Origin of the sequence: Mangrovibacillus sp. Mu-81 (genome assembly GCF_036867415.1) — a bacterium.
GTDB lineage: Bacteria > Bacillota > Bacilli > Bacillales > Bacillaceae_B > Rossellomorea.
Genome location: NZ_JBAJHU010000002.1, coordinates 707,767 through 722,790 on the forward strand (window position 1 = coordinate 707,767; position 15,024 = coordinate 722,790).

The following is a 15,024-nucleotide window of genomic DNA, read 5'->3' on the forward strand; positions in this document are numbered from 1 at the left end:
CCTCTGGGTACACTCTTGAAACAGCCAATTTTTATGAAAAACTTGAGAAATGGTAAGGCGGCCATGGTCCGGAAGCTTCAAAGCTCCAACCTGTTTTCTCGAGTTCTTCTTTATACCGGTTCACCTCCTCGATGAAGTCATCCACTTGATCTACGGCGATCAGGAACACGGAGTTCCAGGCCATATTTTCCTTTCGTCCGGTGACATCCTTGCCCCAGTTCTTCTTTACATTGCCTTCGAGCGCCTTTTCTTTAAGCTTTTCGTGTACCTCTTCACAGATCCGGTTTTTCTCGTTTTCAAGTTCCTGATCAATCAGCTGATCTATTTTTTTCTTTTCAAAAAATTGTCTTCCCTTAGGCAGCTCGCTGATCTCTTTTCTTTTCTCCTCGATAGCGGGGTTGCTATCGCTCACTTCTTCCCTGAGCTGATTATCATTGCAGAAAATCTTCACGTTCCATTCTTCATTCCCTTTCAGCTTTTTGAAGGTGCTTTCCAGCTTATTGCGGGTGCCTTCAATGCTGCTCTTCAAGCTGTCTTCACTTTTGTAAAGCGTACAGAACTTCAACGGGACGATCGTATACATTTTAGAAACCATCAAGACGGTTTCATGATGATGAAAGGCTTTCTCCTGCAGCCATTCCATATCATTTTCAATCTTATCCTTTAACTCCACTTCCGTATGTTTGCCGGAATCAAGATTGCACACAATGGCTGTCACGTCACCAACCGGGATGGTGTAAAGCTCGCTTTCACCATCGAAACCTGTTATAGAGGGAAGCGATTGATCATTTGCTTCGGTCGTTGGGATCAAGCCGTATAAATAAAGTAAATCGCTCATTCGTTCACCCTCATTCCTTTTTCTTCGTCATTTCTTCCCATTGTTCCATTTCACGTTTCTTCGCGATTTCATATCGTACCAGCAGTTCGTCTTCCTTCTCCTGAAAGGCTTCTTCCGGGATTTCCCCGAGTTCATACATCATTTGAAGCTGAATCAGTTTTTGCTGAATGGTAGGAAGGTCGTAAAGCTCCTTGTCGGCTTCTTCCTGAATCTTTTCTCCGATCTTAATGACCATGTTGATTGGTGCACTCACCAATTTATGGATCATCCGGCTTCCTCAACCTTTAAGCGGATATTGACGAAATTATATGCCGGCCATGGTCCGCTGTAATGAAAGTCGACCTTATCCTTCCACTTTTCATGTGCTTCATTCACCTTCTGGTCAAATAATTCTTCCTTGTCGCGATCGACCAGGAACGCCGCATTCAGAAGCATTGTTTCACTGGACGGTTCGTTTGCTTTTGCTGCCTCCGCCGTTTCTTCAAGAGGTGCAAATACTTCCTGCTTCATCTCATTTTGAAGTGAGGCAAACAGCTTTTGAGCCATGCCCCCGAGCTGGATACGTTCGTAGTAGGCGGCTGATTCGGATTTGCCTTTCACTTGGGAAGACATTTTTTCCATTTCCGGATGTTCTTTCACCATTTTATCCAGATATTCTTTCTTTCCGATGACCTTAAGGCCCAATTCGATTTTTCCTTTGATTGCCGGGAAAAGCTTCTCGAATTGCGGGTAAAGGTTTTCAAGCAGCGCCTTTACATCGTCTTCGCTTTGAAAAACGTTCCCGAAGCTGATCGGGATAACCGTATCATTCCTGCTCATCACGCTCGATACCGTTTCCTGATGCATAAGCAGATTGTCTTTCTTAGGATGGTAGATCTTCATCGGTACTTCAGCTGCCACCATGGCTGCATCTTTGTATTGGATCGTGAAGACTTCACGCGTCTCCCCTTCAAGCTCCACTGTTCCGAACTGTTCCTCTTTATCCGTCTGAATTGCACAGAATATATAGATTCCATTCTCTTGGCTCATGGGAAAACTCTCCTTTGTTATCGGTTCATGTCTTTGCATGACTCTATTATCAACTGTTCCGCTTTTTCTGCGGGATTCTCGGCTTCTATGCCGCGTGTCATGCTGTTCCCCGCTATATCGACACATAGACGTTGAAATTCTTCGTTCTCTCCATCTATGGGAATGTCCAATTCAATGGCAAGCCTTGCAATCATCAACGATGCACGCAAGCTTGGCCCGTGTTCGTTCTCCTTTGTACATTGATCACGCAATCGTGAAATGATCGAGGTGATGCTCCTTGCTTCTTCTATCACCAGATCCGCTTTCTCCGATACGATCAACGCTTCCCTTTCACTGTCCATGAAATCTACCGGGATGGTGATCATCCTGTCCAGCAGGGCATCCTGTGTATCGTAAACACCTGCATATTCTGCAGGGTTGCTTGTAAAAATGACCGAAAATTCCGGATGGACCTTAACGAACGGTTCCGTTAATTTCGTTCCGTATAACGGGATGACTCCTTCTTCCAAAATGGATAAAAAGATATTATTGGTCGTTGGCTGTGATCTCGTGAATTCATCATAGACAAGAGTATAGCCGTTTTTAGCCGCTTCCAGGAGACGACCGTCCCTCCACGTCTCTGTCACACTTTCATCTTTCTTATAAACAGAGCGTACATACTGGTCGACGACTTTTTTACTGGTATAACCCGTAAAGTCACCGATCAAATCCCTGTTGTTCAACTCATGGTTACCGTGTATGAGCATGACCGGCCTTTTTCTTTTCTTGGCTAAAGCGAGCGCAAAGGAGGTCTTCCCTGCTCCGGAAGGTCCTGTGAAATGTACGGGATAACCAGCTTTGAGATAGTGCAGCGAACGGGTCATCAATTCCTTCGTTGCTTCATCCTGGATTAATGCCCTGCTGTCTTTCTTGATATTGTTCCGTAAGACTGTCACGTTGGCTTTCCCTCCTACTCACTTGCCCTACATTTCCTGTCCGATCGCGCTTCTGTACCGGATATCCAGCCGCTTGAACGAAATCACTTCTTTTTCTTTATCGAGCAGGGCTTCGTACGTGCCCACCATTTCGTCCTTTGCATATTTCTTCATGTATTCTTTTTCTTCAATCACTTCAACGATTACACGCCATCCTTCTTCTTCCCTTACTTCAACCGAAGTAATCTTATGGACGGGCGCAACATGCTCATTGAAGAAATCAGATACATTCGCCATGATCTCTTGGATTTTCATAAATGCCTCCTTACGCTAGACATGAAAATGGGAGAAAGGGTGATCCGCAGGAGATCCCCTTTTTACCATTCCCTTATGGTCAGGCTTAAATGCTGAATTGTGAACTTCTTTCATTTTCCTGGGTTGCAAGGCCGTTTTCTTCCACCTCATCGCGAAGCAGACCGACTGCTTCTGCATAACGCAACCATGTATCCACACTTGCGATGACCACTCTTGCTTCAACAGTCAGAATTTCGATCCCCACTACTGAAACGCGTGCGAAGGCATCGATGACGATCCCTTTATCCAGAATTCTGTCAATAACCTCTGCTAAACTTGAACTGTTTGTACTCTTTTGAATTGCCATTAGTAAATCTCCTTTCAAAGCTGCTATCTTGAACTGATGGTTTTGATGTCTGTCGATGATTTAATATTGGTCGAGCTTTTTATGTCAGTGGAACTCTTGATGTTGTTCGAGCTCTTGATATCATTGACTCCTTTTAAATCCGAGACTCCTTTGAGCCTGGATTTGTCTTTGTTCGATGAAGAAATCTTTTTTTGAAATTCTTCACCGGCTTCCTTGGCATTACCCAGTTTTTCCCGGACCGAGAGCAGGACATCCTGCACTTTCTCCTTCGCTTCTTCAGCTTTCGTGTGTACCTTATCGGCATTCTTCTCTTTAGCCGATTCAAGCTTTTCGGAAGCTTCTTTCGCTTTTGATTGAATGCCGCTTTCAACTTTGTCCTGGACGCCTTCAACAAATTTCTCCTTGGCTTTTTCCTTGACCTTATCCTTCACTTTTTCCTTAACTGGTTCAGGGGTGTGCTCGACTACTTTTTCAGCCATTTTGCCGGCTGCTTTTTTTGCTGCAGATTTACTCATGTCATTCCCCCTTAGGAAACGCCCGCCGATGCTGAATCGTTATTTTTTGGATTCCACGAGACTGCTGAGCATTTCTTCGATTCGATCCAATCGCTCATTGAGATTTTTGTTTTCTTCTTTGATTTCTTCCAATTCGTCGTTTTGCTGCGTTGAAGAGGATTCTTCCTGCTGCTCTTCCTCTTCTTCTTTTTTCTTAGTGAATGGCAGTAAGCCGTCTTCATATTTGCTCATATACCCTGTTGCCGTCTGCCTTAAGGTGATCATCGCCTGTTCAGTGATGAACTCCTGGGCGGTGCGGCGCAATTCATTCCCCGCGATTCGCATGACCTCTGATTTACCCAGGCTGCCCGCCAGCTTTTTACCCGTTCCGGGATGGCTGAGCAGCCCGACACCGGCTCCGACTACACCGCCGATAATGGCGTAGTTCACGTTCATCGGAGTCCGTCCTCCATCTTGGCTTTGAGCGTCCTTCGTTTCTTCCTGTTTCCTGCTCGTTTCCTTCTTCTTTGTTTCTGCCATCTTTCATCCTCTTTTCTATTTAACTTTTATATTTATGCACGGTTAAATGCTGAATTGTTTGTTTCTTTCATTGCTCTGTGAGGCAAGACCTTCTTCCTGAACCTCGTCACGGAGGAGGCCGACTGCTTCAGCATAGCGCAGCCAAGTATCCACACTTGCGATGACCACCCGGGCTTCGATCGTGATGATTTCGATCCCGACAAGAGAAACACGTGCAAATGCATCAATCACAATCCCTTTATCCAAAATCCTGTCAATGACTTCTGCGAGACTGGAACTGTCCGTACTCTTTTGAATACTCATCCTTTCACTCCTCTCTTAATAGAAGTTGCCTGATCCAACTTTTAAACCCAGGCTTCTCAAAGGTCCAATTCACGACGGTAGTATGAAGTTGTTTACACCGTGTTTACCTCCTTAACCAAAGCTCAAAACCACGGCTGGATAATACTTGAAAATAACTGGTATAATTTATACTTGTTTATTGGTTTGAAGGGGTGTTTGTAACAATGTGATGGCAGGGGTTTCAACGTTTTTCCGATTTGATTCTTTAAACAAAAAACAATTAATACAAATATGTTACATTTCGATGAATTTTGTTTCAGGTCGAACCGTTCACAAAGGGGGGAGGAGGAGGGCATGACGGAAAGACGGGGCGTGTGCACCACACCATTCTGCACACGCCCCGTCGTCTTTGCTATACTTGTTGCCGATCGAGGATTTCCTTTAATACAATCGCATGATTACAGGTGGAATCCTTAGCGCCATAAATCAGGCTTACGTCCTTGTCATGATCTTTCACAATCTTCTTTAATCCTTCCAAGGCTTCAGTTTTCTCTTCATCGTTGTGGAGTTCATCTTTATATTTCTCTTTAAATTCATTGAACTTATCAGGGTCGTGATCGAACCATTTGCGCAAACCCGGTGATGGAGCCACTTGTTTCATCCAATGATCAATCCCGAGTTCTTCCTTTGATTTTCCCCGCGGCCAAAGCCTGTCGACGAGAATACGCACGCCGTCTCCATCGGACTTTTCTTCATATGCACGTTTTATTTCTACCGGCATGTCATTCACTCCTTTCGTTTATCTATACCCGGAAACGGATGATTTGAACGATTTTTAGCAGGTTCTGCATTTTAACTGCATACTCTCGGGGTATACAAAATACATACTCTAGCAATTCTAACTGGAGAGGTGAAAACATGTCAGAATCAGATTATAAGAAAGACAGCATATCGCTTACAGGAGCAGTCGGACTCGGAACCGGGGTGATGATCAGTGCCGGTATTTTCGCCCTGCTCGGCCAGGTGGCAGAACTTTCAGGCGCATGGTTCCCGCTTATTTTTATTGCCGGGGGAATCGTGACCGGGTTCAGCGCATATTCTTACGTGAAAATGAGTAATGAATATCCTTCCGCAGGCGGGATCGGAATGTTTTTGGTGAAAGCGTACGGGAAAGGGACGTTGACCGCTTCTGCAGCACTGTTGATGGCTTTTTCGATGGTCATCAATCAAAGTCTTGTGGCAAGGACATTCGGTACCTATACACTGCAGCTGGTGGATGGGGAGCAGTCCAATTACCTCATTCCCTTATTGGGTGTGGGCTTATTGACGTTTGCATTCCTGGTGAACATATCAGGCAACCGTTTCATCCAGACCTTCACAAGTATTGCCTCACTCATTAAAATTGCAGGCCTGGCCGTATTTGCCATTGCCGGTTTATGGGTTGTCGGATTCACATTTCAACCGGCAGAGGGAGGAGCGAACCCGCCAGACCCCTCGACTGCAAGTTACATTGCAGCCGTTGCGTTGACGATTCTTTCCTTCAAAGGCTTTACGACCATCACAAACAGCGGATCGGAAATCAAGCAGCCGAAGAAGAATGTCGGGAGAGCGATTACGATATCGATTTTGATCAGTCTGGCAGTCTATCTGCTGCTGGCATGGGCTGTATCAAGCAACTTATCTCTTACAGAAATCATCAAAGCGAAGGATTATGCGCTTGCTGAAGCGGCCAGACCGGCATTCGGCGGTGCAGGACTCTGGTTTACAGTCATCATTGCCATCATCGCTACGATAACAGGAATCATCGCCAGTGTGTTCGCCGTTTCCCGCATGCTCGCCATGCTGACCGATATGAAATTGATTCCGCATAAGCATTTCGGCATGCCGGGCAGCATTCAGAAGCACACGCTCGTCTACACGATCGCCGCCGCCATGGCACTGACCATATTCTTTGATTTAAGCAGGATCGCTTCCATGGGCGCCATCCTTTACCTTGTGATGGATATGATGGTCCATTGGGGCGTGTTTAAGCATCTGCGCGGTAAAGTGGATGCCAACCCAGTCATTGTCCTGACAGCACTCGTTCTTGACGCCATTGTCCTTGGAGCGTTCGTTTGGGTAAAAGCACAATCAGACCTGCTGGTAGTCGGCATATCCATCGTCTTTATGATCCTTATCTTTACCGGGGAACATTTCTTCCTTAAAAACCGTGACCCGGAAGAAGACGATTCACACACATCCCATGAACAGTAAAGAAAGGCCCGTCCCTCCACCAATTTAATGCGGTGAGGGACGGGCCTTCAATCATTTATTCATCTGTGAAAGGAAGTCACCGAGCAAGTCTTCCATCGATTCTTCCTTCGGTTGTTCTTCCTCTGCCGGATCACTGGACTTCATGGCACGATCCCAATCGAAGTCATCAAGATCCTCATCTGTTGAATGCGTCCGTTCTTCTTCTGCCGGCTCCACAGGCTGGTCATCAATCACGGAATCGATCGACCATTCCCGCGAGGAAACGGAATCCTCACCCGCTGCAGTTTCTTCCTGGAGATACAGTGCCTCATCTATATCCAGGGCACTGCTGCTTAATGAAGCGAGGAGGGAAGCGGTACGGACAGGATTTGTTAACAACTGATACACAATACTGCCAAGTAAAGCTTCGGAATGCTCATGCTTCAGCCAGTCACGCTGGGACTTATCCAGCCCCCTCGGCAGCGGGATGGTGATTGCTTCCCGCTGCCTTGAAACGGAATCATTGACCCCATTCACGACAAGTTCGGCGATTTTCCCGGAGAAATTTCGCTTTTCCGTTTCCTTTAACTTCTGCAAATGCTTCAGTATGTGATCAGGTGTATCGGAGGGGATTCGAAATGTGATCGGCTGCCCCCTTGACATCCCCTTTTCTTTCATAAAATCACCCTATTTGGTCTTCGCTAATTTTTTCTCATCTTCTTTTTTATGATCCTGCTTTTGATTCTTTCTTGAGAAATCAGCGATTAATTTGTAATATGCATTCGCCATCATCCAAATGCTTTCATTTTCGTCTTCAAAGAAATCGATATTGTAGCCGTCAAGATTGTTGTTAAGCGTCTTGATATATTCCTTCAGAACGCTTGAACCGCCGCCGATGAAGTAGCAGATTTCCGTCTGGGAGTTCTTCTGCCACATATTGCGAAGGTGACGATACTGTTTCTTGGCAAGTTCGACAAGGATGCGGTCTACAATTTCATGCACGCTTGTACGGCTCCCTTTGACCATAATATGATTGCGGTCGTTTTTCTTCGTGATGATTTCAACTACATCACGGCGGCTGTCCAGTTCAATGCTGTATTTGGAACGGATTTCTTCACGGATCAACTCAAGTGATTCAGACACACCCAGGTTGAAGCCCTGCGCCTTGTCGTCATCTACTTTACGATTCTTGATCACAGCGATATCCGTTGACAGTCCGCCGATATCCTGAATCAGGATACGCTTGTCGATCAGGTCTTTATTGATGATATTGCCGTTATTGTCCATCACAAGGTTGATGAAGGCAGCGAATCCTTCTGGATACACTTTCACTTCTTCAAATTTAATGTTCACCTTGATGCCTTGATGGCGCGGTGTCACCAGGAATTCCACCTGATGCACAGATCCAAGAAGCTTAGAACGGTAACCGACATCCTTCCCTTCCTTCACTTCACGAAGCGGAAGTCCCGTACCAAGTGTGTAATTCGCTTCTATGACATTATTATTCTTTTTAAAAGCAGTATCCTGTTCAGCTGCATCCAATGCTAAAGAAGCAAACAGCATGATCAGCGTCTGATCTTCTTCTGATTTACTGCTGCCCGGATCCAGTTCAGTCGAGTTATTGCTTTTCGCCGCTAAGTTACCCACACGATAAATTGCGTTATTATCCTGAAGGGCAGGGGAGTGGACACGAATATGTATACCGTCCAGTGGATCTTGCTTGTCCAACTCCTCGATTCCAATAATCGGACGATCTTCAATATCCCTTGCAATCACATTCGGGATATTCAGTTCACTGTCCATCTTTCCAAAAACACCTTTAAGAGAATCGTTACCTACATCAATTGCAGCAATTCGAGAGTTCGTCAAAAAAATCATCCTTTCATTTATAAGTAGGCTCTTTTCATATGAAAATACCAAACTTGGGTATTTTCGATTGTATGTCCATATCTCTATTAAGCTGAGTAAGTTCTCTCCAACACGCAGATGAAGACATAAATCAGCAATCATTAAGAAAACAGCCCAAGTAAAAATTTATCAAAAAATTTAAACTCTTAATGAAAGATTAAATCACTTCGCATCTCCGGTCAATCCTACTTTCAACTCTATCACACAAATGTAATGTTTGACCTATTTTGTATACATTTTGTATCGTTGTATACAAATGTGAATACATCCGTTCATATCAATATGTGTACACTTTTGTATACTTGTATACATTTTTGTCTACAATTGTGTACATTTATGTGTACAAGTATACAGATTTGTAAACATTCAGTATTTGTATGGAAAATAGTACAATCCGATTCTCTTAAACACCCTATCTATCAATTGAAAATTATGGAATACAGAAAAAAGATTCAGTTTATGAACTAATGAAACGGGAAAGAGTAAGGGGAAAGAATTTCAAATCGTTAAAAAACAAACAGATTAGGGTGAATGGATCAATGAATGAAGTAAAGGGATATTTTCCGAGCAGCTATGAACAATCGAGAAGTACATTTCGCGGGCATCTCGAGAAAATAAAGAAAAAATGGCCAGATGCAGAACTTACGACCGTATCTATAGGGGAAGAAGAAGATAACACCATCGATATGATCTCCTCGAAAGCGGTAAACACCGACAATCAAACATTATTCTTCACAACGGGGGAACACGGGATAGAAGGGTATGCCGGCGCCGCGATGATTCACTTACTGACAGAAGAATATCTGGACCGCATCGATCCCGCGACAACCGGCATTTGCCTCATTCACGCCCTCAACCCCTGGGGGATGAGAAACTTCCGCAGGGTCACAGAAAATAATGTCGACTTAAATCGAAATTACTTATATAACCGCTCTACCGTTCCTCAGGATGTAAACAAGAATTATGAAAAAGAAAGTGAATTATTCCTTTCTGACGGGAAAATAACGGACTTATCCAAGGAAAGAATAAAACTGCAGGCACAGCTTGTTAAAGCCCTTGCATCAGAAGGGTATAGTGCGATCAAAGAGGCAAAAGGGATGGGACAGTTCGAATACGGACGAGGCGTCTATTATGGAGGGGAAAAAGAGGAAGAAACGACAATTTTCCTGAAAAGGGTTCAAAAACAGCTGTTATCCGACTACCCTCGCGTCATTCATATGGATTGGCATACAGCCCTTGGACCGCCCAACGAAGTCACCATGGTCGTTTCATCAGAGGATGAACGCAGCGAAGAGGAGCTAAAAGCCAAATACGGCTTGAATAATATCCAAAAATTTACACCGGAAAAGGTAAAAGGCGATTCTACCAATCACTTTCACAAACTGAAAAACGAGCAATACCCATCTACCTATCTATTTTCTGCCCTCTTTGAATTCGGTACATTCGGAACCGGAAAAAAAGCCGAATTAAGAGAGTTCATGACAATCGTCCTTGAAAACCACCTGTACTGGGAAGGTGCCGAAAATCAGGATGACCGGGAATGGATCCTTTCTGAATTCAGGGAGATGTTCTACCCTCTGAATGACGAGTGGAAAAAATCCGTATTGAACGAAGGACGCCTGGCAATGGATGCGGTATTGGGCGAAGAAGAAATAGTGAAGAATAGATGAAGATGAAAGCTCCCGTCCTTGTTTGAGGCGGGAGCTTTTATAACATTGATATTCTGGTAAGCTATGTCCTCCCCTCACTTGACCCCTTTCAGGCAGACTTTGCTTTTTTTTCCTCATCATAACGATCCCATCTTACACATTTCTCAAGCGCCACTGAAAGAAATACCCCTGCAATGAACCCGTTTGACACAATCGGCTGTAAGAAAACCGGAAGGCTGCTGAATGCTGCGGGGTCCATATTCATAATGGACATCCCAACAAGCACCGGAGCCGCCAGTCTGTAAATCGTCTCAGAATTGAACACGGTACCATGCAAGCTTTTTAATGACGTGCCGAACAGCTGCAAATAAGCTGTAAACAGTACAGCATTCCCCACCGTGATGGGCATATCGGCCAGAGTGTCACCAAGGAACGGGATAATCCCCAAAAGAGACATAAGTGCCCCGCCAATCAGAAACGGCCGCAAATGGAGGATTCTCGTACTTTCCAGGAATCCGATGGATGATGCATACGGTGCATAAGGTATCAGACCGAACAAAGCACCTACAATAGAATACATCCCCGATAACAAATACGATGCATTCAACCTCTTCTCGGAAGAAGGCTCTTCAAAAAGCTGAGCGGCCGCCTGGACGGAAGCGATCGCATTACTCAGGTTCATCATGCACGCAATAAATGTAACGAACACAATCCCCGCATTCAAATTCGGCTCCCCGAAAGGAAACAACAAGAAGAAAGCCCCTTCCGATTCAGGTCCTGCCGTCCGTTCGGAAGGAAACAGCAGCACATAGCCGATCCACCCTGCCAGAATGCCGATCAGGATCGAGAAATTGCTCAATAACCGGTTTCCCTTGATCTTCAGAAGCGCCACCAAGAGCACCACAAGGATAGAAAACAGACTGACAGGAATGACCAGACTCCCATCGTCCGAAAAAGTAAACATCCCCTTAAAAAAGATGAGGATAAGCTGAAACGTCAACAGAAATAAATAGACGCTCATGACCATCGGCGTAAAGATCTTCCGTATCACGGACAATTGCCTTACAGCTCCCAATCCGAGCACCACAACAGCGGACAACAGCATCCCGGTCGCAATCCCTCCGCCTACAGACGTCAGGCTCATTCCAAGCGTTGGTGCAGCAGCACACAAGTTCAGCACCACACCCCACATCACCCCCGAATGCCCTTCCATCAAAGGATAGCGGTGCCCGCACAGTCCCTGAAGCATACAGGCAATTCCCGTGAAAATAAGAGAAGTGCGCAGAATCACGGCCACTTCATAAGAAGGGAGCTCAAAAGCCGCCCCGATCGAAACAGGGATGACAACCGTATTGGCAAAAATAAAAAAAAGCCATTGCAAAGATGAAAAAGCCGTTTCGGCTCTTGATAATGGATTCATGTTGTCCCCTCCTCTTAACCTATAAGGCTCTTTTCGCAAAATTTGTTGAGTATATAATACTGTATTTTGAAAAAAGAATATGCACAGTCTGCGATCAGACTGGTGGACTATGTATTGTAGAAAACAAGCTCTTCCTCTAAGTGTATTCTACGAAACTGGTCGTAATCCTATTAGAAACCGTAAATAAATCAGTGGACTGGACACTTGCTACGACTTTAGTGATGAATTCCGTTAACGGCCAGCCGGTTGGGACAACACGTTTCCCGTATTCTTGCCGTTGTGATGGATAATCTTGCCGATTCGGGCTGTAATCTGGCCGAATCGTGGTTTTTCTAGCCGAAATAGACATTATTCTTGCCTAAATTACATTTAATTTTGCCAATTAACATTTTATACCAATTATTTCAATCGAGGAGCAGTTATTCATCCCAATATACAGCTGACGGATTCGCAGCTGAAATGATCTCAGCCGATTCAGAGGATAATCCTGCCGGTTTCACACTTATTCCTATCAACTTGTTCATTAATCCTTTCAATTTCACGCGTAATCCACCCGATTTGAACAACAATCCTGCCAAAACGATCAACAATTCTGCATTTTAACAAAATTATCCAAATCCTTCCACGCAACGGCCGACCTTCACAAAATAAAACATCCCACACCAGCTCAAACCGCCAACCCAACAATAAAACCCCGCCGACTAGACTCAACGGGGCACTCATCTGCCAACCACTTCCACTCAAGCAGGAACGATCCCCGCACCAGCGACATTTTTCAAATAAACAGCAACAAACTGACTGCCATCACCGCCATACCGGCAATCGTACCGTAAATGGACAGATGGGCTTCATCGTACTGCTGCGCAGCGGGGAGAAGTTCGTCGAGCGAAATGAATACCATGATTCCGGCGACTGCAGCGAAGATGATCCCGAACATGATATCGTTCAGATAAGGCATTAATATCAAGTAGGCCACAACTGCCCCGACCGGCTCCGACAATCCTGATAGGAAGGAAAGCTTGAAGGCTTTCTTCTTATCGCCCGTAGCAAAATAAACCGGGACAGAAACGGCGATCCCTTCAGGTATATTGTGAATTGCGATCGCCACCGCAATGGCAACCCCGAGTGAAGGGTCCTGCAGCGCCGATGTGAACGTGGCAATTCATTCAGGGAAGTTGTGGATCGCGATTGCAAGCGCGGTGAATGTCCCCATCTTCAATAACTTCGCATTCCCGGGCTGGTTCATGTCCTCCACTTTCTTCAGTTCATGGGGATTTCCCTGCTTCGGAATCAATCTATCGATCATGGCGATCAACAAAATCCCGCCGAAGAATCCCCCAACGGTCATCCAGTTTCCCTGCGTCACACCCATGGCAGATACAAGTGCATCCTTCGCTTTCACAAAAATCTCGACCATCGATACATAAATCATCACCCCGGCCGAAAAGCCGAGCGAAATCGAAAGGAATTTTGTATTCGTCGTCGAGGCAAAGAACGCGAGGCAGCTGCCGATTCCGGTTGCAAGTCCCGCCATCAAGGTCAATCCGAATGCCAATATTACATTTTCAGCCATATATTTTCTCCTTCATCCTAAACGTATGTAATCTAGCTCTTATTGTACTTCTCTCCCTCCTATTTTTAAAGGATTGTATTCAACCAATACGTTTTCCGACCTTAACATCATCATAGATAGACGATATCACGATTGATGCTACTTGTTTCAATTATATTATATGGCATGCCAGCAGGGTTATTCGGCTAAAAAAGAGATAACACACGTCATGTTAAAGCGTCTCGGTTTACCAAACTTTTTGATTGACGATCTTTCAAAATAGAATAATCCCCGACAAACCTGTACGATGGTGAATAAAGAAAAGAACAACAGAGGTGATTCAAAGTGAAAATAGCCATTATCGGTTTAGGCGATATTGCCAAAAAGGCGTATCTGCCTGTACTTTCAGAAAAAGAAGGAATCGAGCTCGTCCTTTGTACAAGAAATGTGGAAACACTGAACGCACTGGCAAAGAAATATAGAATCGAGGAAAAAGTTCAATCAATCGAGGAACTAATCACAAAAGACATCGATGCCGCATTTGTCAGCACCGCAACGGAAGCACACTATGAATTGGCGGAAAGACTGCTTGAAAACGGGATCCATGTCTATATCGACAAACCCATCTCGATGAACATCGAAGAAACCGAAAGAATCGTCAAACTCGCTGAGGAGCAAAACAAAGTCGCCATGGTCGGCTTCAACAGACGCTTCATTCCAAAGGTAAAGGAACTGAAAGATCATGGAAAAGCCAGTTTGATCCTGATGCAGAAAAACCGCTTCGCCTCCCCCGAACATGTACGGAGATTTGTCGTCGAAGATTTCATCCATGTCATCGACACGCTCCGGTTCCTGATGGATACAGAGGTAAAAGACGTAAGAGTGGAAAGCTTGAAAAATGGAGATGAACTGCATCATCTTGTTATCCAGCTTCTCGGAGAGGGCTGCACCGCAATTGGGATAATGAACCGAAACGGCGGGGTGACAGAAGAAACGATTGAGTATCATGCCGGACATCATAAAGTTGTTGTCGACAGTCTTGTCGAAACGACCCATTACCACGACAAAGAAATCAACATCACCAAATTCGGCGATTGGGAGCCGACCCTGTATAAACGTGGATTCTATCAGCTCTGCCACCATTTCCTGGATTGTGTGGCAAACGGCACAACGCCCGATCCATCGATCCGCGACTCATTGACCACCCATGAGATTTGTGAGCGGATTGTAAAAGAAATCGAAGCATGAAACGTGCGTGGCACCAGAATGGAGAACCGATTGGAAGAGGTACTTATCGCGCATAATTACATTCAGAGGCTGGGACAAAACAAAAAACAACTTCCTAAAGGCGAACATTATCAGTGAAGATCACTGAATACCGCTAATGTTTTCCGTGCAAGACTTCGCTTTCCGCGGGTAGCCCGTGAGCCTCCTCGTCGCGTTCTGCACTGGACCCATAAAGTTGAACACTTATTTATTAAGCAGCTAATTGAATAGTACTGTTT

General features: G+C 45.0%; 17 protein-coding genes and 1 pseudogene. 3 read left to right on the forward strand and 15 right to left on the reverse strand.

Annotated elements, in window-relative coordinates:
- Positions 1-31: 31 nt before the first annotated feature.
- The 10 genes from V6B33_RS07080 to V6B33_RS07125 form a co-directional block, all read right to left on the reverse strand.
- Positions 32-838, reverse strand: coding sequence for a GvpL/GvpF family gas vesicle protein (locus V6B33_RS07080; RefSeq protein ID WP_334217033.1), 807 nt, complete (start codon positions 836-838; stop codon positions 32-34).
- Positions 839-848: 10 nt separating this feature from the next.
- Positions 849-1,106 (reverse strand): gas vesicle protein GvpG, encoded by a 258-nt coding sequence (locus V6B33_RS07085; RefSeq protein WP_334217034.1) that lies wholly within the window; start codon positions 1,104-1,106, stop codon positions 849-851.
- A complete protein-coding gene (locus tag V6B33_RS07090; protein ID WP_334217035.1) occupies positions 1,103-1,867 on the reverse strand; it encodes a GvpL/GvpF family gas vesicle protein in 765 nt (254 codons plus the stop codon). Before V6B33_RS07090 ends, V6B33_RS07085 begins: the two co-directional genes overlap by 4 nt.
- 17 nt (positions 1,868-1,884) lie before the next feature.
- Positions 1,885-2,802: a gas vesicle protein GvpN gene (gene gvpN / locus V6B33_RS07095; RefSeq protein WP_334217036.1), complete on the reverse strand. Its 918-nt coding sequence runs from the start codon at positions 2,800-2,802 to the stop codon at positions 1,885-1,887.
- 27 nt (positions 2,803-2,829) lie between these two features.
- Complete coding sequence (gvpO, locus tag V6B33_RS07100; protein ID WP_334217037.1) at positions 2,830-3,096, reverse strand: gas vesicle protein GvpO; 267 nt, start codon at positions 3,094-3,096, stop codon at positions 2,830-2,832.
- 85 nt (positions 3,097-3,181) lie between these two features.
- The gene (gene gvpJ, locus V6B33_RS07105) at positions 3,182-3,442 is read right to left on the reverse strand and encodes a gas vesicle protein GvpJ (protein ID WP_172253939.1); all 261 of its coding nucleotides are present in this window, start codon (positions 3,440-3,442) and stop codon (positions 3,182-3,184) included.
- A 23-nt stretch (positions 3,443-3,465) separates the two neighbouring features.
- Positions 3,466-3,957: a gas vesicle protein GvpQ gene (gvpQ, locus tag V6B33_RS07110; protein WP_334217038.1), complete on the reverse strand. Its 492-nt coding sequence runs from the start codon at positions 3,955-3,957 to the stop codon at positions 3,466-3,468.
- 39 nt (positions 3,958-3,996) lie between these two features.
- On the reverse strand, positions 3,997-4,476 hold the full coding sequence (gene gvpT / locus V6B33_RS07115) for a GvpT/GvpP family gas vesicle accessory protein (RefSeq protein WP_334217039.1): 480 nt from the start codon (positions 4,474-4,476) through the stop codon (positions 3,997-3,999).
- Positions 4,477-4,518: 42 nt separating this feature from the next.
- On the reverse strand, positions 4,519-4,779 hold the full coding sequence (gene gvpJ / locus V6B33_RS07120; RefSeq protein ID WP_334217040.1) for a gas vesicle protein GvpJ: 261 nt from the start codon (positions 4,777-4,779) through the stop codon (positions 4,519-4,521).
- A 391-nt stretch (positions 4,780-5,170) separates the two neighbouring features.
- Complete coding sequence (locus V6B33_RS07125) at positions 5,171-5,539, reverse strand: DUF488 domain-containing protein (RefSeq protein ID WP_334217041.1); 369 nt, start codon at positions 5,537-5,539, stop codon at positions 5,171-5,173.
- A gap of 137 nt (positions 5,540-5,676) precedes the next feature.
- Between V6B33_RS07125 and V6B33_RS07130 the strand changes: the two genes are divergently transcribed.
- Complete coding sequence (locus tag V6B33_RS07130) at positions 5,677-7,011, forward strand: APC family permease (RefSeq protein ID WP_334217042.1); 1,335 nt, start codon at positions 5,677-5,679, stop codon at positions 7,009-7,011.
- Positions 7,012-7,062: 51 nt separating this feature from the next.
- On the opposite strand, the gene V6B33_RS07135 is transcribed toward V6B33_RS07130, so the two are convergent.
- Positions 7,063-7,668, reverse strand: a complete 606-nt coding sequence (locus V6B33_RS07135) for a hypothetical protein (RefSeq protein WP_334217043.1) — start codon at positions 7,666-7,668, stop codon at positions 7,063-7,065.
- 9 nt (positions 7,669-7,677) lie between these two features.
- Positions 7,678-8,859 carry a ParM/StbA family protein gene (locus tag V6B33_RS07140; protein ID WP_334217044.1) on the reverse strand — a complete coding sequence of 394 codons (1,182 nt, stop codon included), beginning with the start codon at positions 8,857-8,859 and terminating at the stop codon, positions 7,678-7,680.
- 578 nt (positions 8,860-9,437) lie between these two features.
- On the opposite strand from V6B33_RS07140, the gene V6B33_RS07145 reads away from it, so the two are divergent.
- Positions 9,438-10,568 (forward strand): M14 family metallopeptidase, encoded by a 1,131-nt coding sequence (locus V6B33_RS07145; RefSeq protein ID WP_334217045.1) that lies wholly within the window; start codon positions 9,438-9,440, stop codon positions 10,566-10,568.
- 88 nt (positions 10,569-10,656) lie between these two features.
- Here the strand turns inward: V6B33_RS07145 and V6B33_RS07150 are convergent, their stop codons facing one another.
- The 3 genes and pseudogenes from V6B33_RS07150 to zupT form a co-directional block, all read right to left on the reverse strand.
- Positions 10,657-11,967 (reverse strand): uracil/xanthine transporter, encoded by a 1,311-nt coding sequence (locus V6B33_RS07150; RefSeq protein WP_334217046.1) that lies wholly within the window; start codon positions 11,965-11,967, stop codon positions 10,657-10,659.
- Between the two features lie 419 nt (positions 11,968-12,386).
- The gene (locus V6B33_RS07155; protein WP_334217047.1) at positions 12,387-12,509 is read right to left on the reverse strand and encodes a hypothetical protein; all 123 of its coding nucleotides are present in this window, start codon (positions 12,507-12,509) and stop codon (positions 12,387-12,389) included.
- A gap of 233 nt (positions 12,510-12,742) precedes the next feature.
- Positions 12,743-13,540: pseudogene (gene zupT / locus V6B33_RS07160) on the reverse strand (zinc transporter ZupT).
- 324 nt (positions 13,541-13,864) lie between these two features.
- Between zupT and V6B33_RS07165 the strand changes: the two are divergent.
- Positions 13,865-14,767: a Gfo/Idh/MocA family protein gene (locus tag V6B33_RS07165; RefSeq protein ID WP_334217048.1), complete on the forward strand. Its 903-nt coding sequence runs from the start codon at positions 13,865-13,867 to the stop codon at positions 14,765-14,767.
- Positions 14,768-15,024: the final 257 nt, after the last annotated feature.

What these genes read in the sequence shown, in the direction of transcription:
- V6B33_RS07145 (WP_334217045.1), top strand. Translation starts at nt 9,438, where the DNA reads ATGAATGAAGTAAAGGGATATTTTCCGAGCAGCTATGAACAATCGAGA.
- gvpO (WP_334217037.1), bottom strand. Translation starts at nt 3,096, where the DNA reads ATGAAAATCCAAGAGATCATGGCGAATGTATCTGATTTCTTCAATGAG.
- V6B33_RS07090 (WP_334217035.1), bottom strand. Translation starts at nt 1,867, where the DNA reads ATGAGCCAAGAGAATGGAATCTATATATTCTGTGCAATTCAGACGGAT.
- gvpJ (WP_334217040.1), bottom strand. Translation starts at nt 4,779, where the DNA reads ATGAGTATTCAAAAGAGTACGGACAGTTCCAGTCTCGCAGAAGTCATT.
- gvpT (WP_334217039.1), bottom strand. Translation starts at nt 4,476, where the DNA reads ATGGCAGAAACAAAGAAGAAGGAAACGAGCAGGAAACAGGAAGAAACG.
- V6B33_RS07080 (WP_334217033.1), bottom strand. Translation starts at nt 838, where the DNA reads ATGAGCGATTTACTTTATTTATACGGCTTGATCCCAACGACCGAAGCA.
- V6B33_RS07135 (WP_334217043.1), bottom strand. Translation starts at nt 7,668, where the DNA reads ATGAAAGAAAAGGGGATGTCAAGGGGGCAGCCGATCACATTTCGAATC.
- V6B33_RS07130 (WP_334217042.1), top strand. Translation starts at nt 5,677, where the DNA reads ATGTCAGAATCAGATTATAAGAAAGACAGCATATCGCTTACAGGAGCA.
- V6B33_RS07125 (WP_334217041.1), bottom strand. Translation starts at nt 5,539, where the DNA reads ATGCCGGTAGAAATAAAACGTGCATATGAAGAAAAGTCCGATGGAGAC.
- V6B33_RS07150 (WP_334217046.1), bottom strand. Translation starts at nt 11,967, where the DNA reads ATGAATCCATTATCAAGAGCCGAAACGGCTTTTTCATCTTTGCAATGG.
- gvpQ (WP_334217038.1), bottom strand. Translation starts at nt 3,957, where the DNA reads ATGAGTAAATCTGCAGCAAAAAAAGCAGCCGGCAAAATGGCTGAAAAA.
- V6B33_RS07085 (WP_334217034.1), bottom strand. Translation starts at nt 1,106, where the DNA reads ATGATCCATAAATTGGTGAGTGCACCAATCAACATGGTCATTAAGATC.
- gvpJ (WP_172253939.1), bottom strand. Translation starts at nt 3,442, where the DNA reads ATGGCAATTCAAAAGAGTACAAACAGTTCAAGTTTAGCAGAGGTTATT.